22 protein-coding genes are annotated in these 26,546 nt (G+C 42.4%); 16 read left to right on the forward strand and 6 right to left on the reverse strand.

The window, feature by feature from the left end; genetic code table 11:
• The first annotated feature begins 155 nt into the window (after positions 1-155).
• A complete protein-coding gene (locus COR50_RS06840; RefSeq protein ID WP_098193305.1) occupies positions 156-2,381 on the forward strand; it encodes an alpha-N-acetylglucosaminidase in 2,226 nt (741 codons plus the stop codon).
• Between the two features lie 28 nt (positions 2,382-2,409).
• On the opposite strand, the gene COR50_RS06845 is transcribed toward COR50_RS06840, so the two are convergent.
• Positions 2,410-3,321, reverse strand: coding sequence for a DMT family transporter (locus tag COR50_RS06845; protein ID WP_098193306.1), 912 nt, complete (start codon positions 3,319-3,321; stop codon positions 2,410-2,412).
• A gap of 157 nt (positions 3,322-3,478) precedes the next feature.
• On the opposite strand from COR50_RS06845, the gene COR50_RS06850 reads away from it, so the two are divergent.
• From COR50_RS06850 to COR50_RS06905, 12 genes are all read left to right on the forward strand, one after another.
• Positions 3,479-4,231 (forward strand): PPK2 family polyphosphate kinase, encoded by a 753-nt coding sequence (locus COR50_RS06850; RefSeq protein WP_098193307.1) that lies wholly within the window; start codon positions 3,479-3,481, stop codon positions 4,229-4,231.
• A gap of 49 nt (positions 4,232-4,280) precedes the next feature.
• Positions 4,281-4,661: a large-conductance mechanosensitive channel protein MscL gene (mscL, locus tag COR50_RS06855; RefSeq protein WP_098193308.1), complete on the forward strand. Its 381-nt coding sequence runs from the start codon at positions 4,281-4,283 to the stop codon at positions 4,659-4,661.
• Between the two features lie 54 nt (positions 4,662-4,715).
• The gene (locus COR50_RS06860; protein ID WP_098193309.1) at positions 4,716-5,657 is read left to right on the forward strand and encodes a DUF3078 domain-containing protein; all 942 of its coding nucleotides are present in this window, start codon (positions 4,716-4,718) and stop codon (positions 5,655-5,657) included.
• A 108-nt stretch (positions 5,658-5,765) separates the two neighbouring features.
• Positions 5,766-6,554: a segregation and condensation protein A gene (locus COR50_RS06865; protein ID WP_098193310.1), complete on the forward strand. Its 789-nt coding sequence runs from the start codon at positions 5,766-5,768 to the stop codon at positions 6,552-6,554.
• 27 nt (positions 6,555-6,581) lie between these two features.
• A complete protein-coding gene (locus tag COR50_RS06870) occupies positions 6,582-7,487 on the forward strand; it encodes a helix-turn-helix domain-containing protein (RefSeq protein ID WP_098193311.1) in 906 nt (301 codons plus the stop codon).
• Between the two features lie 141 nt (positions 7,488-7,628).
• Positions 7,629-8,495, forward strand: a complete 867-nt coding sequence (locus COR50_RS06875; protein WP_098193312.1) for a pirin family protein — start codon at positions 7,629-7,631, stop codon at positions 8,493-8,495.
• 59 nt (positions 8,496-8,554) lie between these two features.
• Positions 8,555-9,082, forward strand: a complete 528-nt coding sequence (locus tag COR50_RS06880) for a YceI family protein (RefSeq protein ID WP_098193313.1) — start codon at positions 8,555-8,557, stop codon at positions 9,080-9,082.
• Between the two features lie 26 nt (positions 9,083-9,108).
• Complete coding sequence (locus COR50_RS06885; protein ID WP_198405793.1) at positions 9,109-9,723, forward strand: NAD(P)H-dependent oxidoreductase; 615 nt, start codon at positions 9,109-9,111, stop codon at positions 9,721-9,723.
• A 133-nt stretch (positions 9,724-9,856) separates the two neighbouring features.
• Positions 9,857-10,267, forward strand: a complete 411-nt coding sequence (locus COR50_RS06890) for an OsmC family protein (protein ID WP_098193315.1) — start codon at positions 9,857-9,859, stop codon at positions 10,265-10,267.
• Between the two features lie 338 nt (positions 10,268-10,605).
• On the forward strand, positions 10,606-11,322 hold the full coding sequence (locus tag COR50_RS06895) for a pirin family protein (protein WP_098193316.1): 717 nt from the start codon (positions 10,606-10,608) through the stop codon (positions 11,320-11,322).
• Positions 11,323-11,461: 139 nt separating this feature from the next.
• Positions 11,462-12,526, forward strand: a complete 1,065-nt coding sequence (locus COR50_RS06900; RefSeq protein ID WP_098193317.1) for a mechanosensitive ion channel family protein — start codon at positions 11,462-11,464, stop codon at positions 12,524-12,526.
• 263 nt (positions 12,527-12,789) lie between these two features.
• Positions 12,790-13,164: a hypothetical protein gene (locus tag COR50_RS06905; RefSeq protein WP_098193318.1), complete on the forward strand. Its 375-nt coding sequence runs from the start codon at positions 12,790-12,792 to the stop codon at positions 13,162-13,164.
• 48 nt (positions 13,165-13,212) lie between these two features.
• Here COR50_RS06905 and COR50_RS06910 read toward each other — a convergent pair whose 3' ends face one another.
• The 3 genes from COR50_RS06910 to dxs all read right to left on the reverse strand — a co-directional run bounded on the left by COR50_RS06910 (position 13,213) and on the right by dxs (position 17,511).
• Complete coding sequence (locus COR50_RS06910) at positions 13,213-14,319, reverse strand: PAS domain-containing protein (protein WP_198405794.1); 1,107 nt, start codon at positions 14,317-14,319, stop codon at positions 13,213-13,215.
• A gap of 117 nt (positions 14,320-14,436) precedes the next feature.
• Positions 14,437-15,495 (reverse strand): ferredoxin--NADP reductase, encoded by a 1,059-nt coding sequence (locus COR50_RS06915; protein ID WP_198405795.1) that lies wholly within the window; start codon positions 15,493-15,495, stop codon positions 14,437-14,439.
• Positions 15,496-15,573: 78 nt separating this feature from the next.
• Positions 15,574-17,511 carry a 1-deoxy-D-xylulose-5-phosphate synthase gene (gene dxs, locus COR50_RS06920; protein WP_098193321.1) on the reverse strand — a complete coding sequence of 646 codons (1,938 nt, stop codon included), beginning with the start codon at positions 17,509-17,511 and terminating at the stop codon, positions 15,574-15,576.
• A gap of 218 nt (positions 17,512-17,729) precedes the next feature.
• Here dxs and COR50_RS06925 point away from each other — a divergent pair, with 218 nt between their 5' ends.
• Both COR50_RS06925 and COR50_RS06930 read left to right on the forward strand, forming a co-directional pair.
• Complete coding sequence (locus COR50_RS06925) at positions 17,730-18,788, forward strand: sensor histidine kinase (protein WP_098193322.1); 1,059 nt, start codon at positions 17,730-17,732, stop codon at positions 18,786-18,788.
• Between the two features lie 160 nt (positions 18,789-18,948).
• Positions 18,949-19,677 (forward strand): LytR/AlgR family response regulator transcription factor, encoded by a 729-nt coding sequence (locus COR50_RS06930; protein WP_098193323.1) that lies wholly within the window; start codon positions 18,949-18,951, stop codon positions 19,675-19,677.
• A gap of 793 nt (positions 19,678-20,470) precedes the next feature.
• On the opposite strand, the gene COR50_RS06940 is transcribed toward COR50_RS06930, so the two are convergent.
• On the reverse strand, positions 20,471-21,226 hold the full coding sequence (locus COR50_RS06940) for a geranylgeranylglyceryl/heptaprenylglyceryl phosphate synthase (RefSeq protein WP_098193325.1): 756 nt from the start codon (positions 21,224-21,226) through the stop codon (positions 20,471-20,473).
• 252 nt (positions 21,227-21,478) lie between these two features.
• Here COR50_RS06940 and COR50_RS06945 point away from each other — a divergent pair, with 252 nt between their 5' ends.
• Positions 21,479-24,811 carry a vitamin B12-dependent ribonucleotide reductase gene (locus COR50_RS06945; RefSeq protein ID WP_098193326.1) on the forward strand — a complete coding sequence of 1,111 codons (3,333 nt, stop codon included), beginning with the start codon at positions 21,479-21,481 and terminating at the stop codon, positions 24,809-24,811.
• A 958-nt stretch (positions 24,812-25,769) separates the two neighbouring features.
• On the opposite strand, the gene COR50_RS06950 is transcribed toward COR50_RS06945, so the two are convergent.
• Positions 25,770-26,504, reverse strand: a complete 735-nt coding sequence (locus tag COR50_RS06950) for a Dph6-related ATP pyrophosphatase (protein WP_098196125.1) — start codon at positions 26,502-26,504, stop codon at positions 25,770-25,772.
• Positions 26,505-26,546 lie beyond the last annotated feature (42 nt).

Genomic DNA, 26,546 nt, shown 5'->3' on the forward strand with positions numbered 1-26,546 from the left:
TTATTTATTAAGATTCCCGGTTCATATATTTATGGGCCGGGATTTTTTATTTTTTGGAAGTTCTTTTGTAATATGTATTTATAAAATGCCGGGTTCGCCCTGTTCAAATTTTATTATAAGCGATTCATTCTTTTACTATAAAGTTTGGTTTACTGATGTCGTCGTATGCTGTAAAGGATTTAGTAAGGGCTGCCAAGGGTTTGATTAGCCGGATAGTGCCTAAGCAAGCTGGTAACTTTGAGCTAGCTATTATTTCTCAAGAAAACGGGAAAGATGTATTCGAGATCGAAAGTAGGGATGGTAAGGTGATATTAAGCGGTAGCAATGCCGTGAGCATCGCTTCAGCGTTAAACTGGTATTTAAAATACTATTGCCATTGCCAGTTATCGTGGAACGGGGATAATATGCGCCTCCCGCAAACCTTGCCGCTGGTGAGGGAAAAGGTGCGTAAGAATACGGTTTACGATCAAAGGGTATACCTGAATTATTGCACCTTTAACTATTCTTCTTCGTGGTGGGATTGGGAAAGATGGGAAAGGGAAATCGATTGGATGGCCATGAATGGCATCAATATGCCCCTCGCCATCACGGGACAAGAAGCGGTTTGGCAAAATACCCTAAAAAGATTCGGGATGGACGATGATGAAATCCGGAACTTCTTAGTGGGCCCTGCCTACCAGGCCTGGCAATGGATGAGTAATATCGAAAATTGGGCCGGACCGTTACCGCAATCCTGGATAGACCGCAGTATAAAATTAGGGCAACAGATATTAAAGCGTGAAAGGGAACTCGGTATGACGCCTATTTTGCAAGGATTTACCGGGTATGTTCCGATTGCACTTAAAGAACACTTTCCTGGGGCAGATATTACTATCAAGCCTTCCTGGTTAAAATATTTTCCACCGGGAACAGCGCAGCTAGATCCGTTAGACCCGCTGTTTGCAGAACTAGGGAAAGCATTTATCGAGGAGCAAACAAAATTGTTCGGGACGAATCATTTCTATGCCGGCGATCCATTTCACGAAGGGGAGCCCCCCAAGCGATACCGCGGCTACCTGGCCAAAGTAGGTAGGGCCTTGTATGATGTAACTTGCAGCGCCGATCCTGAAGCAATTATCGTGATGCAAAGCTGGTCGATCCGGGAAGAGGTGGCCCGCGCTGTGCCCGTCGATAAGTTATTAGTACTGGATTTAAACAGTACTAAATGGCGGAAGAACCAGGCTTTCTGGGGAAGTAAATGGGTGATGGGAATCATTCACAATTACGGTGGTAATACGGCCATGGCCGGGGCTTTACAAAGGGTGCTAAAACAGCAGTCAGCCGGGGCTTTACGGGATAAAGTCTATAGGAACCTAACGGGAATCGGCATTTTCCCGGAAGCCATCGAACATAACCCCGTTATCTACGAAGCTGCCGCGGAAATGGCTTGGCATAGCACAACTCCCGATATGAAAAAGTGGATCATGTCGTATATCCATGCTCGTTATGGGCTGGCTGATCCGGCTACGCAGCTGGCATGGAAGGTGTTGTTACGAACTTTTTATACCGGTAAAACATCTGTGGAGAGTAGGAGGGAGTCTACCCTTACCGCGCGACCGGCTTTAAAAGTTTACGGTTCTTCGATGAACGGTGGCTTGAACAACTATAAAAACTATGACTTCCAAGATGCATGGAACGCTCCCAAAGCTATGTTGCAATCATCCGCCAGTTTGCACGATCTTGCTACCTGGCGTTATGACCTGGTGGATATGTTCCGGCAATGCTTGGCTGATCTCGGTTTGCCCTTACACCAATCCTTGAGCGATGCTTACATCGCTGGTAATAAGGCCTTATTTGTCGATAGTTTTACTGTTTTTCTTGATTTAATGGATGATTTAGACGAGCTGTTGGCTACCGACGTTCATTTCTTATTGGGCAAATGGTTGTCGGACGCAAGAAAGCTCGGGACAACTCCCGCTGAAAAGGATTTGTATGAGCAAAATGCCCGTTGGCAGCTAACTGTTTGGGGGCCCTACGAAGCAGATGCCGTATTGTTTGATTATTGCAATAGGCAATGGTCCGGTTTGTTGAAATATTTTTATAAGAAACGTTGGGATGATTATTTTAATTTCCTGTTACTGGAATTAGACAAACCGGCTGAAGAAAGGTACGTTGAAACCGATGCTATAAACCACCGGTTCCACCGCCCCGCGAATGAAGCCAACGAGTTTTACCGCGCGTTATCTAAATGGGAATATACCTGGTGCGCAGCGGGGGATTCCGAAAAATATATTACGGAACCTTCAGGAGATTGCTTTGAAACAGTCACAAGGTTATATGCTAAATGGTGGCCGGTTGCATACGAAATGTACCAGCAAATCGCGCTGATTTCTACAGTATAAGTTGATATTGAAATTGAATAGGATGCTTTTAAGCAGCCTTCGTAGTTTTTGCGGTTACTTGAGATTGTTTCATCTTGGACCGGTTCGCCAAGTACACGCCTGCGAGGATAATTAACATACAAAGTATTTGGCCGGGACTAACTATTTCACCAGCTAAGGCGCCCCAGCCGATCGCAACTACGGGTAATGCATAAGTTACCATGGAGGCCATCATGCCTCCTGCCCTTTGGATTAACTGGTAGAAAAGTACGGAAGCGACCCCTGTTCCCATAATACCGAGTAAAGCGCTGGCGCCAAGTGAACTCCAGGCATTGGGCGCTTCCTGGAATCTTTCAACAATATCACTACTGGCTAATACCGGGATTGAAAATATTGCCATGAAGAATAGCGAAATACTTCCAAGTTGTAATGATGAAAAACCTTTTAAATAATGGTGCACCAAGGAAATATTCAAGCCGTAACAAATAGTGGCTGCGACCACTAATAAACCGTAATGCCAATCATTATTGGAAGAAATTCCTTTTACAGCAAATAAACCAACTACGCCAACCAGCCCGATACAAATACCCCAGAGTTGTTGTTTTACCAGCGGAGCGTGGAAGATGAGGATGCCTGTAATCAAGGCAAATAAAGGGGTAAGTGAGTTTAATATTCCTGCCAACGAGCTATCAATCCTAGTTTCTGCTAAGCAGAATAAAAATGCGGGGAAGCCATTGCCCAATAATCCTGATAAAATGATAATAGGTATTTTTGCGGTAGGGGTTTTCTTTATATATATGATGAAGAAGGGCAGTAATGTAATGCCCGCCGCGATCAACCGAATACTGGCAACCTGGGTAGATGAATAGGATTTCAAACCAATTTTCATCAGTATGAAAGAACTTCCCCAGGTAAGGGATAACAACAAAAAGACCAGGTAATTTATCAAACGTTGGCTCATAGATAGAAAATTCTTCGCAAAGGTACTATAAGTATCGCTTTAATAAAGTATCATACTTGAACAGAACCCTATGGACTTTCAATTGTTATATACTTAAAATATAGAAAATCAGTGATTTCCAGTCTTTTTATTAATTTTAACGCCAGAATGCACGCTTATGAGCAAAATCAAACTTTCTGAAATCGCTACAGAGCCTCCCAAGAAATTTGAGAAAGATGAGATAAAGAAAGCGAAAGAAGATATTTTAAAGGACCTCAACGAACTCCAAAACCTGTTGTATGCTTCGCATGAGCATTCATTATTGGTAGTTTTACAAGGAATGGATGCCAGCGGTAAAGATGGTACCATACGCGATGTCTTCGGGGCTTTAAATCCCCAGGGGGTCAATGTTCAATCATTTAAAGTACCAACAAAGGAGGAGTTTGATCACGACTTCTTATGGAGGATTCATCAGCATACCCCGGCAAAGGGTATGATCCAGGTATTTAACCGCTCGCATTATGAAGATGTTTTACAGTTGAATCATCCCGAAGAAAAAATCATGAAGGCCCGTTTCAAGGCTATCAATAATTTTGAGCAGCTGTTAGCAGAACATAACAACACTACTATCTTGAAATTCTACTTGCATGTTTCGCATGAAGAGCAAGTGAAGCGCTTGACAGAAAGAACGAAGAACCCGGAAAAGATGTGGAAGTACAATCCCGAAGATTTTGAGAAATCTGAAAAATACGGTAAGTTCCAAAAACTTTATGAAGACGTCTTCGAAGAATGTAACGAGATTCCCTGGACGATCGTTCCAGCAGACGATAACTGGTACAAAGAATACCTGGTAGCCAAAATTTGCCGGGACGCATTAAAGGATATGAACATGAAATATCCAACCTTAAAAGCCGTTGCAAGCGAATCATAACGAAGAAGTATATAATCCCTTAATTTCATAACCGTATAAAACTTTAATTATGTCATTTATTAAAGAATTCAAAGAATTTGCCATGAAGGGCAACGTCATCGATATGGCCGTTGGTATCGTGATCGGTGCTGCCTTTGGAAAGATTGTTTCAGCATTAGTGAATAATATCATCATGCCTCTCGTGGGGATTCTGATAGGGGGATTGGATTTCAAAAATTTAAAAATTACCGTTGGTAATGCGGAAGTAGGATACGGAATTTTTATTCAAACAATAGTTGAATTTATTATTGTTGCATTCGCTATTTTCTTATTGATCAAGGCTATCAACAGGATGAAACGTAAGAAAGAAGAAGCACCTGCACCTCCTCCGGGACCAACTAACGAAGAAAAATTATTGATGGAAATTAGGGATGCTCTTAAATCTAAATAAGGTGGTGCCTATTTATTTCAAGAACTAATTTTGAATACAACTATTGATTAACTCATGAAGAAAATTTTATTGCTGCTCACTTTGGCCATATGTTCTTGGTCCGTTTTGCATGCACAGGATGATACTTTTAAAAAGTATAGAGAAAACGCCGCCGGAAAACTGAAGAAAGCGGAAAATGATACGACCAATAGGCTCTGGAAAAAAGGCGCTACGTTATCGCTTACCGTAAATCAAGGTTCGTTGACGAACTGGGCCGCGGGTGGTGATAAATTCTCCTTGTCAATTGCCGGGGCTTTCTCCGGGTTTGCAAACTACAGGAAAGATCGTCATCGATGGGATAATACGATGGAATTGGCTTACGGTTATGTAAATACCACCAGCCTCGGTGGCCGAAAAAGCGACGATAGGATCGATCTGACCAGTAAATATGGCTATCAAATCGGCAAATCATTATATGCCAGCGCTTTAATGAACTTACGAACCCAGATGGCGAACGGTTACCTTTATACCGATACTTCTGACATCTTCGTTTCCAAATTCTTCGCACCGGCATACCTGATACTTTCTCCCGGTTTAGACTATATACCAAATGATGAGTTCTCCTTATTCGTTTCACCGATCACGGCAAGGTGGGTCTTTGTTTTGGACGATAGCTTGGCAAATGTTGGTTCTTACGGTGTAGATACCGGGAAGCATGTGAATACCGAGTACGGCGCTTACCTAACAGCCAATTGGAACAAGAAAGTAACCGAAAACATCGTCTTTAAAAGCCGCCTCGATCTATTCTCCAATTATAAACACAACCCGAAGAACATCGATGTGTATTGGACGAATATGTTGACCATGAAGGTGAATAAATACCTTTCAGCGAACGTATCGCTGGATATGATCTATGATGATGATATCCGCGTGTTTGAAAACAAGAATACCGGGGTACTGGGGCCGCGATTACAAATAAAACAGGTCATCGGGGTCGGGTTTACGGCCGTCTTCTAGTTATTGAATAATTTCTTATTTTTGATAAGCCTGCTTACCTCGAGGTAGCAGGCTTTTTTAACATATGAGGATTGTTTAGATGCCTTGTTAATTCATTAATATCAGATAATGGCCGATTCTTCCATATATAAAATCAAGCTCCCGCAGTTCGAAGGCCCTTTCGATCTGCTGCTGTTCTTTATTGAGCGGGACGAACTGGATATTTATAATATCCCGATCAATAATATCACAAAAGATTTCCTGGATTACATCCATCAAATGGAGCAACTCAATATTGAATTGGCCAGCGAATTTATACTATTCATCTCCACCTTGATGCGTATCAAGGCCAAGATGTTGCTGCCGCGGAAAGAACTGGATGAAGAAGGAAATGAAATTGATCCCCGGTTAGAATTGGTAGATAAGATCCTGGAATATAAGCGCTATAAGCAAGCGGCGGCTGAACTGGCCGAGAAAGAAGCGGAACGCATGCTCCAGATCAAGAGGGGGAATATCTCCAAGGAACTGGCCACCATCGGGGAGGTAACCAGCGAAGGTACCGAAATTCAAACGCTGACGCTCTTTAAACTCACGCAGACTTTTGAGAAAGTGATGCAAAAAGTGAAAGAGCGGAACGATAAACCGCAACACGTCGTTTACAAGTACGATTATACGATGGAAGGCTCCCGGCAATATATGTTGGAAGTTGCAGCTACAGAGAGAACCATGTCTTTCGAGAAGGTTTTCGATCATTGTAAAGACCGCATCCATGCTATATTCTTATTCCTTAGCATGTTAGAATTGGTGCAAGCCAAGTTCCTCAATATCATGGTGGGAGATGGCCGGAATAATTTTATAATAGAATACGTGGATGAAGCGGATCGCCCAGATACAGAACCCGTAGTTTTTGAAGAATAGTGTTTTAGGATTGCTAAAATTTTGATTATGAGTGATAAAAGGAATCAAATTGAAATCGTGAAGTTGCCGGATTACGGCCAGCAAGAACCTACTTTTATCGTCAACTCCTTATGCGGGATGGGGCAAAATTTTTTCGATCATAATAAAAGTCCGCACCGACATGATTTTTACGCGATCTACTGGATAAAAAAGGGCCGCTTAACACATATTATCGATACACAAGTCCATGAAGTCAACGAAAACACCTTGTTCTTCGTAGCACCCGGACAAGTACACCAGTTGGACTTTAGCGAGAAAGTAGAAGGTTACATGATCGCATTCCATGAAGGGTTTATGTGCTTGACCCCGAAAACAGAAACACAGATCGAGTCCGGCCTGTTTTTCAATGCAAATTTCAGTTCAATTATACAGGTAGATGCCGAACAGTCCAAGCCACTGGAATGGATCGTGCAACAGATGTTCGAAGAACTGAATGACAAGCGTTCGGCATACGAGGAGGCTTTCCATGGCTTATTGCATTATTTCCTGCTGTTATCTGCCCGCTTAAGGGAAGCGTCGAAACCCTTGACCCCCGAGCAGCATGTAAAGCATAACAGCGGTGTATTTATGCAATTCCGTGCCTTGATTGAAAAACATTATATCGACAAGAAAAACGTATCGGATTACGCAGAACTCCTGCATGTAAAACCGGTATTGCTCAACGAGATCAGTAAGCAACTCTCCGGGATCACTGCCGGGGAGCATATCCGCAACCGGGTCATTCTCGAAGCACAAAGGTTACTTTTCAATACAGATATGACTGCCAAGGAAATCGCTTACAGCCTTGGATTTGAAGATCCGCATTATTTTAGCAGGTTTTTTAAAAAATATACGAACCAAACCCCGCTCGAATTCAAGGAGATGTCTGCTAAAATGGATAAGATACCTGATTGATAATCAATTAGTAATAGTACACTAACCCCCCGCATTCTCCTGTTGACAAATTTTTGTACACTATTTTCGGTAATTTGTCCATTTAAAATAGATGTTGTAACGCTTAATTTTGTGTTATCAAAACAAAAAGGAGCATTCCAAATGAGAAAGCAAATTTCCAAAATATATCAAGGTGGCCAACCGCATTTCGTGGGAGATGGTTTCAGGGTAACGAACCTGTTTCCGAATGGCAACAAGCTTGGCAAGGAAATGAGTCCTTTCTATTTAATGGATTATGCCGCCCCGGCATATTTTCCTCCAAGTGATAAACCGAGGGGCGTTGGTGCCCATCCGCACAAGGGCTTCGAAACCGTAACCATCGTTTATCAAGGTGCACTTGAACACCGCGATTCAGCAGGCAACAGCGGGAAGCTATACCCCGGTGACGTGCAATGGATGACCGCTGGTGCGGGGATATTGCATGAAGAAAAACATGAAACGGAATTTAGCAAGAAGGGTGGAAAAATAGAGATGATGCAATTGTGGGTGAACCTGCCTAAGAAGGACAAATCCACTCCGCCGGCCTATCAAGAATTATCAAAAGATAATATCCCGGTGATCCGGTTGGACGAACAAGGCAGCTATTTACGTGTTATAGCTGGAGAGCATGCCGGTATTAAAGGCGCTGCATCAACTTTTACCCCGGTCTATATTTATGATGTGAAGTTGGAACCGGGTACAGCGCTCGATCTTCAATTACCTGCGAGTTTTAATACCGGTATCGTTGCCTTGGAAGGCGTGATGGAAATAAATTCCAATCAAACGATAAAAGCAGTTGAATTGGCGCTTTTCGAGCATGAAGGAGAGGAAATCAAGGTGGAGGCTAAGGAATCTTCCAGGTTATTAGTGTTGAGCGGGGAACCTATCAATGAACCCATCTTCGCTTACGGTCCATTCCTGATGAATTCCTCTGAAGATATTGTTCAGGCTTTGCAGGAGTTTGAATCCGGCAAAATGGGCGTATTATAAAAATTACAATTACACTTTAACGATAGAATTATTTCAACAAAAAATTAAAATTTAAAAAAATGGCAACTTGGAAAATTGATGCTGCACACAGCGAAATTCAATTCAAAATCAGGCACCTTATGATTACCAATGTCACCGGTTCTTTTACCGCGTTTGATGCTACGTTGGAATCTGAAAAAGACGATTTTACAGATGCTAAAATTAACTTCAGCACAGAAGTAGCCAGCATCACCACAAATAATGAACAAAGGGACGGGCACTTGAAGTCAGCCGATTTCTTCGATGTGGAGAAATATCCTCAAATCAAGTTTACATCAACAAAAATTGAAAAAGTTGATGATGAAGAATATAAATTAACAGGAGACCTAACCATCCGTGATGTTACTAAACCGATCGAATTGGAAGTTGAATTCGGCGGGGTTACCGTAGATCCCTACGGCCAAACGAAATCCGGCTTCGAACTGAAAGGTAAGTTGAGCCGCAAAGAGTTCGGTTTAACATGGAATGCAACGACCGAAACCGGTGGGGTAGTGTTGAGCGACGATGTGAAATTATTATTAAATGTTCAAATGATTAAACAAGCCTAAGTAGTAAGATGAATATCCTGGATAAAATGAATTGGCGCTATGCGACCAAGAAATTTGATGCGGAGAGAAAAATAGATGCGGACCAGTTAAATAAGATATTAGAAGCCACCAATTTATCGGCTTCGTCTTATGGGCTGCAACCCTATAAAGTGCTGGTTATCCAGGACCCCGCGGTGAGAGAAAAACTGAGAGCGGTTTCTTGGAATCAATCTCAAATTACAGATGCCTCGCACCTGGTCGTATTTGCAAGGTACAAGGATGTGGCAGAAGGGCATGTAGATGAATATATGCAACAGATAGCAAGGACCCGTGGCATTGGAATGGAATCGATCGCAGGTTTTTCAGCAGCGTTGAAAGGAAAAGTACAGCAGTTGAACTCGGAGAATACAGTAGAAGAATGGACGGCGAGACAGGCATACCTGGCACTGGGAACGATGTTGACAGCTTGTGCAGTGGAAGGAATTGACGCCTGCCCGATGGAAGGATTTGATCCTGCGCAATACGATGAAATTTTGGGCCTTAAAGAAAAGAATTTGCGTACAGCAGTGATTGCAGCCGTAGGATATAGAGCGGCAGATGATGCTTTACAGCATGCGAAGAAAGTACGTAAACCGATGAAAGAGTTTGTTGAAATAGTGTAGTAGATAGGTAATTTTAAGGTGTAAGCCGGGGCTACGAGGTATGCCCCGGCTTTTTTATTGTTGGAAAAATGGTGTAACTTCATTAGCTCCAGTCTTAAATGTTACATTGTTATTCATCATAAAAAATTAAATCATGAAAAGATCTGCTTCTGCTTTTTGGCAAGGTACAGGCAAAGAAGGTAATGGAACTGTAAGTACGGAAACCGGTGTATTAAAAAATACCCCTTATTCATTTTCTAGCCGTTTTGAAGACGGGGCAGGTACTAACCCGGAAGAGCTGGTGGCTGCTGCACATGCAGGTTGTTTCACCATGAAATTGAGTTTCGTTATTTCCGCGGCAGGCTTTACTCCTACTAGCCTTGATACGAAGGCCACCATTACTTTTGAAAATGGCTCCATTACCAATAGTCACCTTGAAGTAAAGGCCGTAGTGCCGGGTTTGGATGCAGAGAAATTTGCAGCGTTTGCAAAAGATGCCGAAGAAAATTGTCCCATCTCAAAATTATTAAATACAAACATTACGATGGATGCATCATTGTCATAAATCGAATCTAAAACCATTATTATAAAACGTTATCATAATATTGGGGTAGGGGAACACCTTACCCTAATATTTCCCGACCCGATAAAGTATTCCTAGGAAATTGATATAACAATTATGAATGTTTATTGGACGGTTACATGTGCGGGAAGTTAGACAAGGCATACCTTGCCTCTACGTAGATTATCGATGATGCCAGTACCCAAATACCCCCAGTCAAAAAAATCCGCGCAATCCATGAGCATCCATGAACATTCTGTCCAATCTTTTCGAAATTTCTTCCATTGCCAAATCCTGTTCCAATGCCGAACTTTGTATTGTAAATAAAAAGGAGATACAATATGAAAAAGTTAGTTCACAAAGCAGGTTCCAGGGGTTTTGCAAATCATGGATGGTTGGAAAGTGCACATACTTTCAGCTTTGCAAATTATTATAATCCTGAAAGAATCCACTTCGGTGCATTGCGCGTATTAAACGACGATACGGTACAAGCCGGGATGGGATTTGGAGCGCACCCGCACGATAATATGGAAATCGTTTCTATTCCGTTAGAAGGCGCTTTGGAACATAAAGACAATACGGGTAGACATAAAATCATCAACAGCAACGATGTGCAGATCATGAGCGCCGGTACCGGGATCGTCCATTCTGAATATAATGCTTCGAAAACGGCTCCTGTTAAGTTCTTGCAGATCTGGGTGTTCCCCAAATCAAAAGGTATCCAACCGCGCTACGATCAAAAAACATTTGATCCGGCAGATAGGCGCAACAAATTGCAAACCGTTGTGTCGCCTGATGAAAGTCCGGAAACTTTGCAGATCCACCAGGATGCATGGTTCTCATTAGGAAACTTCGATGCAGGGCAATCTGTTAATTATAAATTAAATAAGAAGGGCAACGGGGTGTATTTATTCGTATTAAACGGTTCCGTTGAAGTGGAGGGGGAAAAGCTCGATACCCGTGATGCTATTGCAATTGAAGATGCAGATCAAGTTGATATTAAAGCAAATGAGGACAGTAATTACCTAGTGATGGAAGTGCCCATGCTGCTTAATTAGTGATGTGTCAATTAAATTAAAGACTCATTTTTAGTACATTTGTATAAATATCCAGGGAGAGTTGTGCAACATTATTTAGTCGCACAACTCTTTTGGCATTTTTGAAGTAGCTAAATTTAGCATAAAACCTTTATGAACTATGAATGATTTCTTATCTCAAACATTTATGGGAAATACGGTACAAGACTACGGGATAGCATTGATCACGATTGTCGTAGGATTTGTAATAATTGCTTTCCTTAGAAAAATTGTATTGGCAAATCTCAAGAAATGGACTTCCAAAACTGATAATAAAGTTGATGATTTCATATACGAACAGGTTGAAAAATCTCTCCTGCCGATTGCCTATTTTGGCGTAATTTATTTCGCGATTATGCCGCTAGTGCATAGTGAGCGGGCTATCAAGGTGATCCATGTGGCCTGGGTATTCTTTGCCAGCTTCTTCGTCATCCGGATGTTGACCGCAATTATCAAGTACTTGATCCTGCGTTACTTGGAAAAGGATGGCGACCAGGATAAAGAAAAGCAGATAAAAGGATTAATGGTTATCATTACCATCGTGATATGGATGCTGGGCTTGGTATTTATTATGAGTAACCTCGGTTTTGATGTTACTGCAATGATTACCGGTTTGGGTATTGGTGGTGTCGCGATCGCATTGGCAACGCAACATATCTTGGGCGACTTATTCAGTTATTTCGTAATCCTTTTTGACCGCCCCTTCGAGATAGGAGACTTTATCGTGTTAGAGGATAAGTCCGGCGTCGTTGAGTATATCGGCATCAAGACTACCCGCTTGCGTACCTTATCAGGTGAAGAGCTTATTTGTTCCAACACGGACCTGACCAATTCCAGGATTCATAACTTCAGGAGGATGGATCAAAGGAGGGTTGTGGCTACAATCACGGTAACATATGATACTACTACGGAACAATTGAAGATGATTCCCGGTCTTATCCAGGATATCATCACGAAAGTTGAGGGCGTAAGGTTTGATAGGGCGCATTTCTCTAATATGGGCGCATTCAGCTTGGATTTCGAGGTTGTATATTACGTATTAACAAGTGATTATGTGAAGTATATGGATGTTCAACAAGAAATATACTTGCAAATCTTCCAAGTCTTGCAAGATCATGGTATCAACTTCGCCTTCCCTGAGCAGGTGGTTAACCTCAGGCAGCTGCCGGTGCCAAAAGAACAATAAATTTATTAATATATTCTACCAAGGACCGCCTGAACCGGGCGGTCTTTTTTTGTATAAAAATTTGTAAATTTATAGCAAGAAGCATTTTTTCAATAGCATCTTAATTATGATTGATTTCCATCCGCGAAACTGATATACATTAACATCCTGATTTCACTTCGACGCCAGTAAAAAAGATACAATCGATTGGTTCTTGACTAAGTACTGCTATGCTCCGCGATGGACCCGTTCCTCACCGATTGTAAACATTTAAATCATACATCATGGAAATTCCAACACAGCAAAACATGGTATTCAGCCAATTGAATGCCTGGAAAGACACCGTTAACAAGGTTCGTGTTGACGTGAAAGATATGTCCAAACGTTTGGAAGGAATCTGTAAAAGCTATAACCAGAATGTCATGATACAGGTCGAGCGGTTTCAAAATCAGTTTATCCGGCAATTAGAGGTGGCAGATGAAATGTTTCACGATATAAAACAAACGGCTAAATCCCTCGATCATCAACTACCTGTGAGGGTTATACATGATGATAGACCTGTTGATGATTATAGCACGATGCAAGACAGGATGGCGACCTTTCAAAAGCTGTACCAGGAGTTAAAAAATGATTTTCAGTATTTCGAGACGCACAGATAATTCTTAATCCCGGCATTACGCCGGGATTTTTATTTTCCATGGGATGGTTCATGTCTGGTCATCGTCTTTGACTTTGCTTTGAATCTTATGTAGCACCTGGTCGAGATTTTCGGCGGAAGTTGACAATAATTCAACCAGGGTAGGATCCAGCTCCCTGTTGTTTTCCATGTCCTCTTTCATGCATTTTACGATACCGAGGATGGCTACCAATGGACTTCTTACTTCATGCGAATTACTCCATGCTATTTCCCTTAGTACCTTATTTTGCTGCCTTAACTGTTGGATGATCTGCTTCCTTTCCGTGATATCCTGCTGAGCGCCGATTATATACATCAGGCTGGTATCTTCATGGTAAACGAGGTAAGCCCTGTCAAGTACGTCTTTATAGCTGCCATCGGCACAACGGAACCGGTATTCAGCTTTCCAGCGTTGTTTTTTATTTTTAACATGCTCGGAAAAGGAAGACATCACCTGTTCTTTATCTTCCGGGTGAATGTTGGTTTCCCACCATTCGAAAGTATTTACGATATCTTTCTCCTTATCATACCCGAATATTGTATAAGGGCCGTGATTGCGCGCCACTTCCCTAGTATTTATGTTAAAGTAATAAATAGAATCCGGCGTCATCTTGGATAATAACTCGTAACGGGTACCAAATTCCGTCGCTGTTATGGTTGACTTGATTTCTGTATCAATGTCGATCGCCATCACGATCCTGCCGGGCTTCCCCCTGTAAGAAGTGCTGTGGGAGTAGACTTCCACGGAAAAAACAGTTCCATCTCTCTTTTTATGACGCCAAATGCCCCTATAGGGAATATCGAACTTGGTCTGATGAATATCTTCATAAAGCTTGGGAACGTCTTCCGTGGGGCGGATTACAGCAATGGTCATATCCAGGAACTCATCTTCCGAATAACCGTATTTCTGAATCGTGGCTTGGTTAACCGAAAGAAATTTTAAAGAACGGGTATCATATATCCACATCGGGACAGGGTGTTCGTCAAATAATTGCTTGTACTGCTTAGAATAGGATTGTTGATGTTTCGTATAACTATGAACGGATATAAACAATAAGATGCATGTCAATAAAAATATTGCTCCCAGTAATATTTCTCCTAATAGCAAAGGGGAGTATGATGGGAATAATTTTTGCACGGGTACATAGAATAATTGAAAACAAACAATTATAAATAAGGCGCAAACAATAAATAGCAATAAAATTTTAATTGCCGGATATTTCATAAAATAATTGATGTGTCAATTTTATGCTCATCACCACTCGATCGTTACTTTTTCAGTTACAGGGTAGCTCACGCAAGTGAGGATGAAGCCATTTGATAGTTCCTTATCGGTTAAGACTTCATTAACCGACATCCAAACCTCGCCCCGCGTACATTTTGCCATGCAAGAACCACAAACACCACCTTTGCAACTAAAAGGTAAGGAAATATCATGATCATGCGCGCCATCAAGGATGGTTTTATTACCCGGGATCTTTAAATGATGTTCAGTCCCCCGCGTTTGTAAAGTAACCGATTTGAGACTATCATCACTCGGAACGCCAATCTTCTGTATCAGGTAATCGGTATCTACGGTAAAGTTTTCCTTGTGAATCTGATCCTCCGTAAAACCAAGGAAACTGAGAGTAAAAATACACATCCTCATATAATCCAAGGGCCCGCAGATATAAAATTGCGCATTATGTGCCTGGTAATAAATCTGTTGCGGCGCTAATGTCGTAAGCAAACTATTGCTGATCCTCCGGTATGAAAAAGTGCTCATTTCATCCGGTTCACTGAAGATATATATAATCTTGAACCGGTCGGGATAGGTAGCTTGCAATGTATTCAACTGTTCGTAGAAGATTGTTCCCGAGGGGTGTTTATTGCTATACAGCAAGGTTACCTTGCTTTGACTTTCCTTGAATAGCACTTGCTTTAGCAGCGAAAATAAAGGGGTTATACCACTACCTGCTCCCAGGAGGATTATATCTCTTTGCAGATCGATGGCAGGATTTAAAATAAATCTACCGGAAGGTTGTAGGGAAGTGACGGTTTGCCCGAGTTTCCAGTTCTTCAAGATATACCTCGAAATTTCACCGTTTTCCTTCCGTTTGATCGTCACTGATAGGTAAGGATCAACACCCGGTGTTGAGCTTAAGGAATAAGAGCGGCGGTATTCCGTCCCGTGCAGGTTAACGAGGAACGTGAGGAATTGCCCGGCTTTATAGGGGATCTCTTGCCCATCTACTGATTCAAAAACGTAAGTATTCGCAGAAGGAGTTTCCTTGATCACTTCGCGGATACGGAGTTGTATATATAAATCGCTCATTACTTTTAAAATATACCTAAAAATAAAACCGCCTTTCATCAAGGCGGTTCTAAATAGAACTTTTATAAGTTAACAGCTTTATACTGTAGTTGTTGCGTTTACTGTGACCTTGTTTTTCAACATTTCACGCACAGCCTTGGCAATTCCCTGGGCATCGTAGCCGCATAAGCGGTGTAATTCTGCCGGTTTGCCATGCTCGATGAAATCATCTGGGACACCGAGCATCTTAACTTGCGCCATATAATTGTTTTGTGCCATGAATTCCAAGATCGCGCTGCCGAAGCCCCCTTGAATAGAACCGTCTTCCACGGTAATGATTTTCTTATATTTAGAAAAAACTTCATGTAGGAGATCAGCATCCAATGGTTTTACAAAACGCAGGTCGTAATGTGCGGGTTGCAAACCATCATTGACTAATTCCTTGCATGCTTCTACAACAAAATTTCCAGGGTGACCGATTGATAAGATGGCAAGTTCCCTGCCGTCCTGAATTTTGCGCCCTTTACCCACTTCGATGGCTTTGAACGGGGTTTTCCATTCCGGCATAACGCCTTCGCCCCTTGGGTAACGGATTACGAAAGGATGTGCATTGCCGGGAAGTTGCGCGGTGTACATCAAGTTGCGCAGCTCTTCTTCATTCATCGGTGAGCTGATGATCATGTTAGGAATGCAACGCATATACGGGATGTCGTAAGCGCCGTGATGGGTAGCGCCATCTTCACCAACAAGGCCGGCCCTGTCCAAGCAAAAAACAACCGGTAAGTCCTGGATGGCTACGTCATGCAGCGCCTGGTCATAAGCCCTTTGCATGAAAGATGAATATACGTTACAGTATACTTTCATGCCCTGGGTGGCGAGACCCGCGGAAAGCGTTACGGCATGTTGTTCGCAAATGCCAACATCGATGGCTCTTTGCGGCATTTTTTCCATCATAAATTTGAGGGAAGAGCCGGAGGGCATCGCGGGGGTAATCCCCATAATTTTATCGTTTTGTTCGGCCAGCTCGATGATCGTATGACCGAAAACATCTTGATATTTCGGGGGATTAGGTTTTTCGAAGGGTTTCTTGATGATTTCACCCGTTATTTTATCGAAGAGACCCGGCGCATGCCATTTGGTTTGATCTTTTTCAGCCAATGCATACCCTTTTCCCTTGGTGGTAACGATATGTAACAATTTTGGCCCGGGAATATCTTTCAAATCTTGCAAAGTATCCACGAGTTTGGCGATGTTATGCCCGTCAATCGGCCCAAAATATCTCAGTTGGAGGGATTCGAAGAGGTTGCTCGACTTGGAGACCATTCCTTTTAGCCCTGCTTCCAGCTTGGAAGCCATATCACGGGTAAACCGTTTGCCGACAGGCAATTTTCCCAACATATTCCAAACATCATCCCGTAATTTATTATAGGTGGGAGAGGTTGTAATATCGGTTAAATATTCTTTTAAAGCACCGACATTCGGGTCAATGCTCATACAGTTATCATTAAGTATGATCAGCACATTCGCATTGGCGACACCGGCATGGTTTAATGCCTCGAAAGCCATCCCGGCTGTCATGGCGCCATCCCCTATTACGGCGATATGTTGGCGGTCGTGTTCTCCTTTGTTGGCGGAAGCGATAGCCATTCCCAATGCGGCAGATATAGAAGTGCTGGAGTGGCCGACACCGAAAGTATCATATTCACTCTCGGATCTTTTAGGAAAGCCGCTGATGCCGTTATATTTCCTGTTGGTATGGAATACAGATCTGCGACCGGTCAGGATTTTATGGCCATAGGCTTGGTGGCCTACGTCCCAAACCAGTTGGTCGTAAGGTGTATTAAACACATAATGAAGTGCCACTGTAAGCTCAACAACGCCCAGGCTAGCTGCGAAGTGGCCACCATGCACGCTCACGACATCAATTATGAAATGCCGTAATTCTTCGCATACCTGGTGCAATTGCTCCTTGGTCAGCTTCCTAAGATCAGATGGGTACTCGATTTGGCTTAACAATTGACCTGCTGTAATCTCCATATTATCCGAGGGTTTATAATAGGGTCAAAAATACGTGTTTTTTTCAGATGGGCGTACGTTTTGCCGTAATATCTGGCAAAATACTTAGCCTGGAAAAAATGGCGTTTGGGGTGAATTTCCATTTATAGGGATTTAAACACCATTGATAAAATATAGATTCTTACGCTTTTTTCCAAATACTATTTTTGGTTAGATAGGGCGAAATACCTATTTTTTGCATGCAAAGGATGATAAATAAACTTTCTAAATATTGGTGGTGCCAACTGGTGGGTTGGGGTGGATATGCATTTCTTTTGTTATTCGTAGCGTTCAGTCAATCAGAGCGCGTGCAATGGAAAGAGATTGTTTATACCTTCTTCGTAATGATTTTCGGCATTCTTTGTACGCATTATCTTCGCAAGGTGATTGTCCGTTTGAAAATGCTGGAAATGTCCTTCGAAAAAGCCTTGATTTATTTCTTTTTCGGGATCATAATCTGCACTTTTTTCATGGTTTTGTTGCTTTCCCTGGTTGCGATGTTCTTATTCGATAACGGGGTATTTAATATGAGCCTATTCAACCGGCGTTTTACGGTTAGCTACCCGCAGCAGGTGGTATTCATATTCCTCTGGGTGTTGATCTATTTTACCTGGCACTACGTGGAAAAGCACCGGAATGCCCAGTTTGATAAATTGAGGTTGGAAACAACGGTGCGCGAGTTGGAATTGAAAACGATCAAGGCGCAGATGAACCCGCATTTTATCTTTAATGCCTTGAACAGTATCCGGGCCCTGGTTGATGAGAACCCGCAAAGGGCGAGGTCGGCCATTACCGAGTTGTCGAATATTTTAAGAAGTTCGATGGCTTCCGATAAAGCTGAAATCGTGAGCCTTGAGAATGAATTAAGTATCGTGAAAGATTACCTGGCCTTGGAAACCATCCGCTTTGAAGAGCGCCTGGTTGTAAAATATGATATCGATGAAAATACATTAGAATTACCCATTCCGCCCATGATGTTACAAACCTTGGTCGAAAATGCCATTAAACATGGTATTTCAAAGGAAATCAGCGGGGGGATAATACGGATCGGTTCGCATATCAACGAGCAACAACAGCACGAGATTACCATTCAGAACACGGGGCAAATTATAGAAAATGCTAAAAGCAGCGGTAACGGGTTCGGCATAATGAGCACACACCAGCGGCTAGGCTTATTATTCGGTAACCGCGCTTCATTCGAGATCAGGAATGTAGGTGAGCACATGGTAGAAGCAAAGGTGTTGATGCCGCTATATTAATGTATATGTCAATGTGGAGCAATATTTGATATATTTTGAAAGCAAAGATGTGTTAATTCACTAGAAAACTATTAATTTGTATCGTTAGGAATAGATGAATGAATAGCTCTTCTGCCAACCGTACCAAATTCATTCATCCGCCAAAAACTAGGAGTACTTTATGAAGAAAGCATTGATAATTGATGATGAAAGACTGGCACGCAGCGAATTGAAAAAATTGCTAGCGGACCATCCTGAGATCGTGGTGATTGGGGAAGCCATAAATGCGAAGGATGGCTTGGAGAAGATCGAATCTTTACATCCGGACTTATTATTCCTGGATATCCAGATGCCGGATAAAACCGGCTTCGATCTGTTAGCGGAGCTGGAAAGAGCCCCGCAGGTAATCTTCACTACTGCTTATGATGAATACGCGCTGAAGGCTTTCGAATACAATGCCTTGGACTACCTGTTGAAACCAATCGAGCCCAAGCGTTTGGCAGATGCCATCCAGAAGCTCCACCAGGTGGAAGAGAAAGAAACGGTCAGCACCACGAATGGCATGCGTTCTATCTTATCCGAAAGCGACCAGGTGTTTGTAAAAGATGGCGACCGCTGTTGGTTTGTAAAATTGCAGGAAATAAGGTTATTTGAAAGCGTTGGCAACTATGCCAGGGTGTATTTTGAAAACAATAAACCCTTGATATTAAAATCTCTAAATGCCTTGGAAGAACGCCTCGATGAAAAGGTGTTTTTTAGGGCAAATAGGAAGCATATCGTGAACTTAAGGATGATCGAAAAAATTGATACCTATTTCAACGGCGGCTTATTACTGGAGATGAAGGGCGGCGAGAAAATCGAGGTAAGCCGCCGGCAAGCCGTTAAATTTAAAGAAATGATGAGCCTATAAGCATTACTTCAAAGCAAGTATCTTAAATTATATCATGAATCACCGGGCTTTTTACCGGTGATTTTTTTTATAAAAATTTGATAAAATTTTCTTGATAAAGGCATTAGAATCAGGAAAAAATAATATATTTAACAAAGTAGAACGATAAAGGAAAAAATATTAGTAATGCGATTATAATTTAACCCGGTATCCCTTATACAGAGCATTATGAGAATGCAAGAGTATATAGCATACATAATTCATGAAAATAACATGCCGCCCAATTATCTATAAAAAAACTGGGGCCATCCTAAAAAAGACGGCCCGGATGGTTGATTTTTGCTTATGAAAAAAAGGCAGTTTAGCGTGTAGAAATACACACCAATGTAGTTTATATAGTTATCCAAAATAAAAACGTTGGGAAATTGCCCTTTTTTGGGCGGTCGTATGCGGAAACATACAGAGATGAATTGCAAAATTTTGCATCATTTCCTTAATGGTTTGGTTTTGTCTATTAATTGGGAAGAGTATAGAAGGAGCCGCTCGGGGCCATATACCGCTATAATCAATCCCGTAATAAATATAAAAAGCAAGGTGTCGTTCTCTGCTCATTCCAAGGTTTTCTAGCGCACGGAACACATTGTCTTTCGGTTGGCCCTGTTTGTTTAACAGGATTTTGCTCTCAACAGTGCAAATGTATATATTTTAATTGAAATTTTTTTTGTTTGCTGGATTGTTTGCTGGATCGTTTGCTGGATAAGGCTCGCGAGCCTTATCTTCAGGGGCCTTATCTTCAAATGCCTTATACGGCAGATCACAATTTTACCGGTATGCTATGCACGGCATCGGCAATTTCCTTGATCAAGGAGGGATCCTTTTCAATGGCATTCCCCACAACGATTATATCGGCACCGGCTTTACAGTTGAGATAAGCTTTTTCAGCATCCCTAATGCCGCCGCCAACTATAATAGGTGCTTCTACGTGGCTGGCAACGCGATGGATCATACTCTCGGGGATGGGTTTCCTGGCACCGCTGCCGGCATCCATATAAATCACTTTCATGCCCAGCATTTCTCCGGCCATGGCAGTGCAAAGAGCGATATCGTCTTTATCTGAAGGAATCGGGTAAGTATTACTAATATAAGAAACGGTAGTGGGAGCGCCACCATCAATGACCATATAGCCTGTAGATATGACTTCCAGCCCGCTCATCTTCACGGCAGCAGCAGAAACAACATGCTGGCCGATCAGTAATTCTGGGTTACGACCGGAAATCACGGAGAGGTAAAACAAGGCATCGGCATATTTTGATACTTGGGACGGGCTACCTGGAAACAATATTACGGGAATATCACAAGTAGCTTTGATCTGCTGAACGCATTCGTCCAGGTGATTGGTTATTACCAAACTCCCTCCCAAGAAAATATAATCTACCTTTGCAGCAGTACATTTTGCAGTTAAATCGGCAATGCCGGTAGGGGTTACCTTATCCGGATCAATTAAAACTGCAAACGACTTCAGACCTTTAGCCTTTCTCTCGATAAAGGAACTATATAGTTTATTGTTCATCAAATTAGCATTGTTCCGGTTGTCGCAAATGTATAAATTTTTTTCTAATAAGCTATTGAATGGCTTCTAAAGCTTAAAACCATTCATGCTGATATTTAGTTCATTTACAACCCCGGGTTTCATTTGGACTATGGTTTATATTATGCACATACTGTGGATAATAAATTATGATATCTAGCTTTTTAAAAAGTTAAATTAGCTAAGCTACAATAATAATAAATTTCGATTTGCTAATCCTCAAAAATATAGGGCATGAAAAACCAAGTTAATACTAGCAAGGGTCTCAGTTTCTCCCGCCACTTTACCAAAGAGGGCGTCAATCCGTATGATCAATTTCAATACCAATTACGATCATCGGTCATAAGAAACCCGGGGGGAGATGTTGTTTTTGAGATGAATAACGTGGAAGTTCCGGCGGCTTGGTCTCAAATTGCCACGGATATTTTGGCACAAAAATATTTTAGGAAAGCGGGGGTACCGCAACCCGACGGTTCCCTCGGCAGGGAAACTTCCGTTAAACAGGTGGTGCACCGAATGGCCAACTGTTGGAAAGTATGGGGTGAAAAATACAATTATTTCGCCTCGAAAAATGATGCGCAAATTTTTTACGAAGAGTTGGTGTATTGCATGCTCAACCAAGCTTGCGTCCCAAATTCACCGCAATGGTTCAATACCGGTTTGCACGAAAGTTACGGCATCAAGGGCAAAGCCCAGGGCCATTATTTCGTCAATCCGAAGACGGAAAAGATCGAAAAATCTACTTCTGCTTACGAAAGGCCGCAACCGCACGCCTGCTTTATTCTCAGCGTAGATGATGACCTGGTGAACGAAGGGGGAATCATGGATCTTTGGGTTAGGGAGGCCCGGATTTTTAAATATGGCTCCGGTGTCGGAACCAATTACTCCACGATCCGCGGGGAAGGTGAAAAGTTAAGTGGCGGAGGTACTTCCAGCGGCTTAATGAGCTTCCTCAAGATCGGTGACAGGGCCGCCGGCGCTATTAAATCCGGTGGAACTACCCGCCGCGCTGCCAAAATGGTCTGCCTTGATCTCGATCACCCGGAAATCTTATCATTTATCAATTGGAAGGTAGAAGAAGAAAAAAAGGTAGCCGCATTGATAAATGCCGGTTATTCTTCTGATTATGAAGGGGAAGCCTATAGGACCGTAAGTGGCCAAAACTCTAATAACTCCGTTCGCATACCTAACAGTTTCTTCAGGGTTTTAGAACAAGATGGGGATTGGGATTTGATAGCCCGCTCTACCGGCAAACCGATGAAAAGTGTAAAAGCCCGTGATGTGTGGAATCAAATTGCTTATGCCGCATGGCGTTGCGCCGATCCGGGTACGCAGTTTGATACCACTATCAATGAATGGCATACTTGCCCGGCAGGCGGCAGAATCAATGCTTCCAATCCTTGTTCGGAATACATGTTCCTCGATAATACTGCCTGTAACTTGGCTTCAGTAAACTTGAGAAAGTTTTATAAAGAAGCTAACAATACATTCGATGTACCGGGTTTTGAATACACGGTGCGCCTCTGGACGGTAGTGTTGGAGATATCCGTATTAATGGCACAATTCCCGTCGAAGGAAGTCGCTGAATTAAGTTATCAATACAGGACACTCGGCTTGGGTTACGCTAATCTCGGTTCCATGCTCATGGTTAGCGGGATTGCCTACGACAGTGAAGAAGCCCGTGGCATCGCCGGGGCTATCACCGCCATCATGACCGGGACTGCTTATAAAACATCCTCCGAAATGGCCCAGCACCTGGGCGCTTTCCCCAAGTATGATGAAAATAAAGCGGATATGTTGCGTGTCATGCGTAACCATAGGGCAGCTGCGTACGATGCTGTCGAAGCATATGAAGGTCTTGAAATCAAACCCGCGGGTATAAACGCCAAGTATTGCCCGGATTATTTATTGAAGGCGGCCACAAAAGCTTGGGATGATGCCGTAAAATACGGGGAACAATATGGTTATAGGAATGCACAGGCTACGGTGATAGCGCCTACGGGAACTATCGGGCTGGTGATGGATTGCGATACCACCGGGGTTGAACCCGATTTCGCACTCGTGAAATTTAAGAAGCTCTCCGGGGGTGGATATTTCAAGATCATTAACCAATCGATCCCGACTGCTTTACAAAACTTAGGTTATAAACCTACCGAGATTAAAGCTATTGTTGATTATGCAAAAGGCAGTGGTAGCTTTGCCGGGGCGCCTTATGTGAATACGCAATCTCTCAGCGAAAAAGGCTTTATTGCCGAAGAAATTGCCAAGTTAGACAAAGCCGTTGCCTCTTCATTTGATATTTCTTTTGTTTTTAATGTTTATACTTTAGGTGAAGAATGTTTGCAAAGATTAGGTTACACACCTGGGCAATATTATAACCTGGAATTCAGTCTCTTGCATGAATTAGGCTTCACCGATGAAGAAATCGAAGCTGCCAACGATTACATTTGTGGAACGATGATGCTGGAAGGTGCGCCTTATTTGAAGGAAGAGGATCTCCCGATTTTCGATTGTGCTAATAAATGCGGTAAAAAAGGGCAACGCTATATCCATGCACACGGGCATATCCGTATGATGGGAGCTGCCCAGCCTTTCATTTCCGGGGCCATCTCCAAAACAATCAACCTACCAAACGAAGCAAGCGTAGAAGAAATAGCCGACGCTTACATGTTGAGTTGGCAGTTGGGCCTCAAGGCCTGCGCATTGTACCGCGATGGATCTAAATTGAGCCAGCCGCTGAGTAATAAGAGCGATAAAAAGAAAAAATCTACCGGCGAAACAGTTACGGCTGAAATTACCAGCCCCACATCAGCAATTATTGACCTGAACCAATTAACTATAGAGGAGTTGCTGGACGAGGTTAATAACAGGATGATGGCAAGCCAGGATACGACCCTGAAACGGGCACTTTCCAGGATCGTGGAAAGGAAGACCCTGCCTGCCAAGAGAACGGGCTTTACGCAGAAAGCACAGGTTGGCGGGCAAACGATCTTCCTTAGAACCGGCGATTATAGTGACGGCACATTAGGAGAAATCTTTATCGACCTGGCGAAAGAAGGTTCTACCTTGCGCAGCTTGATGAACTGTTTCGCGATAGCGGTATCAGTTGGATTACAGTATGGCGTGCCGCTGGAAGAATTTGTTGATAAGTTTGTATTCACGAGGTTTGAACCTGCCGGTATGGTCGATCATCCCAATATTAAATCGGCCACCTCGCTGATAGACTATATTTTCAGGGTTTTGGGCTACGAATACCTCGGACGTACCGATTTGGTACATGTGCTTGATGAGCCGGGTAATACCGGGGAAGGAGAAGAAGAGGAAGCTCCCGCATTAAAACCAAGTTTATCTAACGTTCGCGTAAAAGCGCAAGCCCAGCCCCAGCCGGCATCGATGAAGTCGACGAATCCCAAAATGGTGGGCGCGGCGGAAGGAGACAGTACCCAAGAGTTTATGCGTAGCATGCAAAGTGATGCCCCTGCATGTAATACCTGTGGTCATATCACTGTTCGGAGCGGTACCTGTTATAAGTGTTTGAACTGCGGAAACAGCATGGGATGTAGTTGAGAAAAATAGCGAAATCGCCAAGTTTAGAAATAGAAGCCCCGTCTTTATTAATTATGTATCATTCTATATGAGTGAAATAAATATAAGACGGGGCTATTTTATGTGGATAATTGACTATATGTTATAACAAGAAAAGGCTGCTAAACAAGGCTACTGCTTGCTTTGAGCTACTTGTATACTTTGTTAATAATTTGTTATTCTCAGCCTGAAAATTTCAAATAAAGTTAACATGGGTGTACCTTTGTATTCAAATAGGGTTTTCATAGGATAGTAACAAATTGGGGGCACTTTTCTAGGTGCCCTTTTTATTTCCCCCAAGTTTCCGCCTACCACTCCCTTTATTAATTCTAATACTATTTAAACACTTTTCATTGATGTAGCCATTACCCGGCTTCATTCTAATATTTATTGACTCAAAAGGTGAAAAATTGAACTGAAATTGCGCTCCATGGCAAAATTTTCAAGCCAGTTTTTTAAAATATATAACAGTTGATCCTCATAAAGGATAAAACTTACATTTTTGGCCTGTACTGCCGGGAACCGATTATCACATTGTTTTTAGAATAAATTAAATTTTACCTAGCCAATTTTTCGATCTTTAAAATAATCAGCTTCTTTTATGATTAATAAAAATATTATATGATATATATTCTGTATTAATTTATTTTATTATATTTGTTCCAGTATTAATTTTTTATATGGTTACTGTCCTATGAAAAACCGAAATATCCTACGCCGCGTGAATCTTCATGCACTGTAAATGACTCTCGAAAGCAATGGTTCATCCATTGCTTTTGTTTTTAAATTACGTATCCCCGGAAGTAATATTATTTTAACATTTATTGGCTTTATTTTGCAAGTTGAGTTCTTGGGCATAGGCGGGGCAATGAAATAAGCATTGTAGAATGTTAATCGCCCGTGCAGGTAAGTATAGATTGTAACAAGGGGCTACCTAAGATTACCGGGCTAGCAAGTCTTTATAGTAAAAAGCGGTATCCCAATTTGTAGCGTTGTCGCGCGTGGCATCATAGCAATTTGATTGATCTTTGGCCGTTGGAACGTAAAATCGTTCTACTACTTTACCTGGTTTAAATAGGATGGGTTGTTTAAAAATGGGGCCATCGTAAACGAAGGTATGGAACTCTCCATTTTCCCCGCAGGGGTCAACGCCACCGGGTAGATCGGCCAACCAATTCTCATCTATCTCCCTACCGGCAAAAGAAGCATCCAGGTATTTTGCGTTCACGCAAACCGCTACCGCCTTGAATCCCGCCTTTATAAAATCGAGCATTAAATGTTGACTTTCCTGTTTCCAAAGTGGGAAAATCCCTTCTATCCCAACTTTAGATAATTGTGTTTCCCTGTATAGGCGCAAATCTTCTAAGAAGATGTCCCCGAAGATGGCAGATTCGATCCCGGCTTCTTTGAACCTGGTCAAATGATGTTCCATCAGGCTGTTATATGCCTCCATGGAAGCGGAAGCGCCCAGGAAAGCCTTTACCAGCGGAATGCCGGTGCTGGCAGCTTGTTGATCGAGCAACTGTTCCCTTACGCCGTGCATTGAAACTCTCTGGTAATCAGAAGATAAGGTGGTCAACAGGGAACAAATCTCCCATTCCCCGGAATTTTGGCATTTCCATAGGGCCATGCTGGCATCTTTCCCCCCGCTCCAATTTAGATATGCTTTCTTCATGAATATGTTATAAAAATTATCCGCTACGAAAATGTTCACAAT

Source organism: Chitinophaga caeni (assembly GCF_002557795.1).
GTDB classification, from domain to species: domain Bacteria; phylum Bacteroidota; class Bacteroidia; order Chitinophagales; family Chitinophagaceae; genus Chitinophaga; species Chitinophaga caeni.

Bases quoted from the DNA above. Each gene is read 5' to 3' on its own strand.
- COR50_RS06840 (WP_098193305.1), top strand. From the start codon at position 156: ATGTCGTCGTATGCTGTAAAGGATTTAGTAAGGGCTGCCAAGGGTTTG.
- COR50_RS06845 (WP_098193306.1), bottom strand. From the start codon at position 3,321: ATGAGCCAACGTTTGATAAATTACCTGGTCTTTTTGTTGTTATCCCTT.
- COR50_RS06850 (WP_098193307.1), top strand. From the start codon at position 3,479: ATGAGCAAAATCAAACTTTCTGAAATCGCTACAGAGCCTCCCAAGAAA.
- mscL (WP_098193308.1), top strand. From the start codon at position 4,281: ATGTCATTTATTAAAGAATTCAAAGAATTTGCCATGAAGGGCAACGTC.
- COR50_RS06860 (WP_098193309.1), top strand. From the start codon at position 4,716: ATGAAGAAAATTTTATTGCTGCTCACTTTGGCCATATGTTCTTGGTCC.
- COR50_RS06865 (WP_098193310.1), top strand. From the start codon at position 5,766: ATGGCCGATTCTTCCATATATAAAATCAAGCTCCCGCAGTTCGAAGGC.
- COR50_RS06870 (WP_098193311.1), top strand. From the start codon at position 6,582: ATGAGTGATAAAAGGAATCAAATTGAAATCGTGAAGTTGCCGGATTAC.
- COR50_RS06875 (WP_098193312.1), top strand. From the start codon at position 7,629: ATGAGAAAGCAAATTTCCAAAATATATCAAGGTGGCCAACCGCATTTC.
- COR50_RS06880 (WP_098193313.1), top strand. From the start codon at position 8,555: ATGGCAACTTGGAAAATTGATGCTGCACACAGCGAAATTCAATTCAAA.
- COR50_RS06885 (WP_198405793.1), top strand. From the start codon at position 9,109: ATGAATTGGCGCTATGCGACCAAGAAATTTGATGCGGAGAGAAAAATA.
- COR50_RS06890 (WP_098193315.1), top strand. From the start codon at position 9,857: ATGAAAAGATCTGCTTCTGCTTTTTGGCAAGGTACAGGCAAAGAAGGT.
- COR50_RS06895 (WP_098193316.1), top strand. From the start codon at position 10,606: ATGAAAAAGTTAGTTCACAAAGCAGGTTCCAGGGGTTTTGCAAATCAT.
- COR50_RS06900 (WP_098193317.1), top strand. From the start codon at position 11,462: ATGAATGATTTCTTATCTCAAACATTTATGGGAAATACGGTACAAGAC.
- COR50_RS06905 (WP_098193318.1), top strand. From the start codon at position 12,790: ATGGAAATTCCAACACAGCAAAACATGGTATTCAGCCAATTGAATGCC.
- COR50_RS06915 (WP_198405795.1), bottom strand. From the start codon at position 15,495: ATGAGCGATTTATATATACAACTCCGTATCCGCGAAGTGATCAAGGAA.
- dxs (WP_098193321.1), bottom strand. From the start codon at position 17,511: ATGGAGATTACAGCAGGTCAATTGTTAAGCCAAATCGAGTACCCATCT.
- COR50_RS06925 (WP_098193322.1), top strand. From the start codon at position 17,730: ATGCAAAGGATGATAAATAAACTTTCTAAATATTGGTGGTGCCAACTG.
- COR50_RS06930 (WP_098193323.1), top strand. From the start codon at position 18,949: ATGAAGAAAGCATTGATAATTGATGATGAAAGACTGGCACGCAGCGAA.
- COR50_RS06940 (WP_098193325.1), bottom strand. From the start codon at position 21,226: ATGAACAATAAACTATATAGTTCCTTTATCGAGAGAAAGGCTAAAGGT.
- COR50_RS06945 (WP_098193326.1), top strand. From the start codon at position 21,479: ATGAAAAACCAAGTTAATACTAGCAAGGGTCTCAGTTTCTCCCGCCAC.
- COR50_RS06950 (WP_098196125.1), bottom strand. From the start codon at position 26,504: ATGAAGAAAGCATATCTAAATTGGAGCGGGGGGAAAGATGCCAGCATG.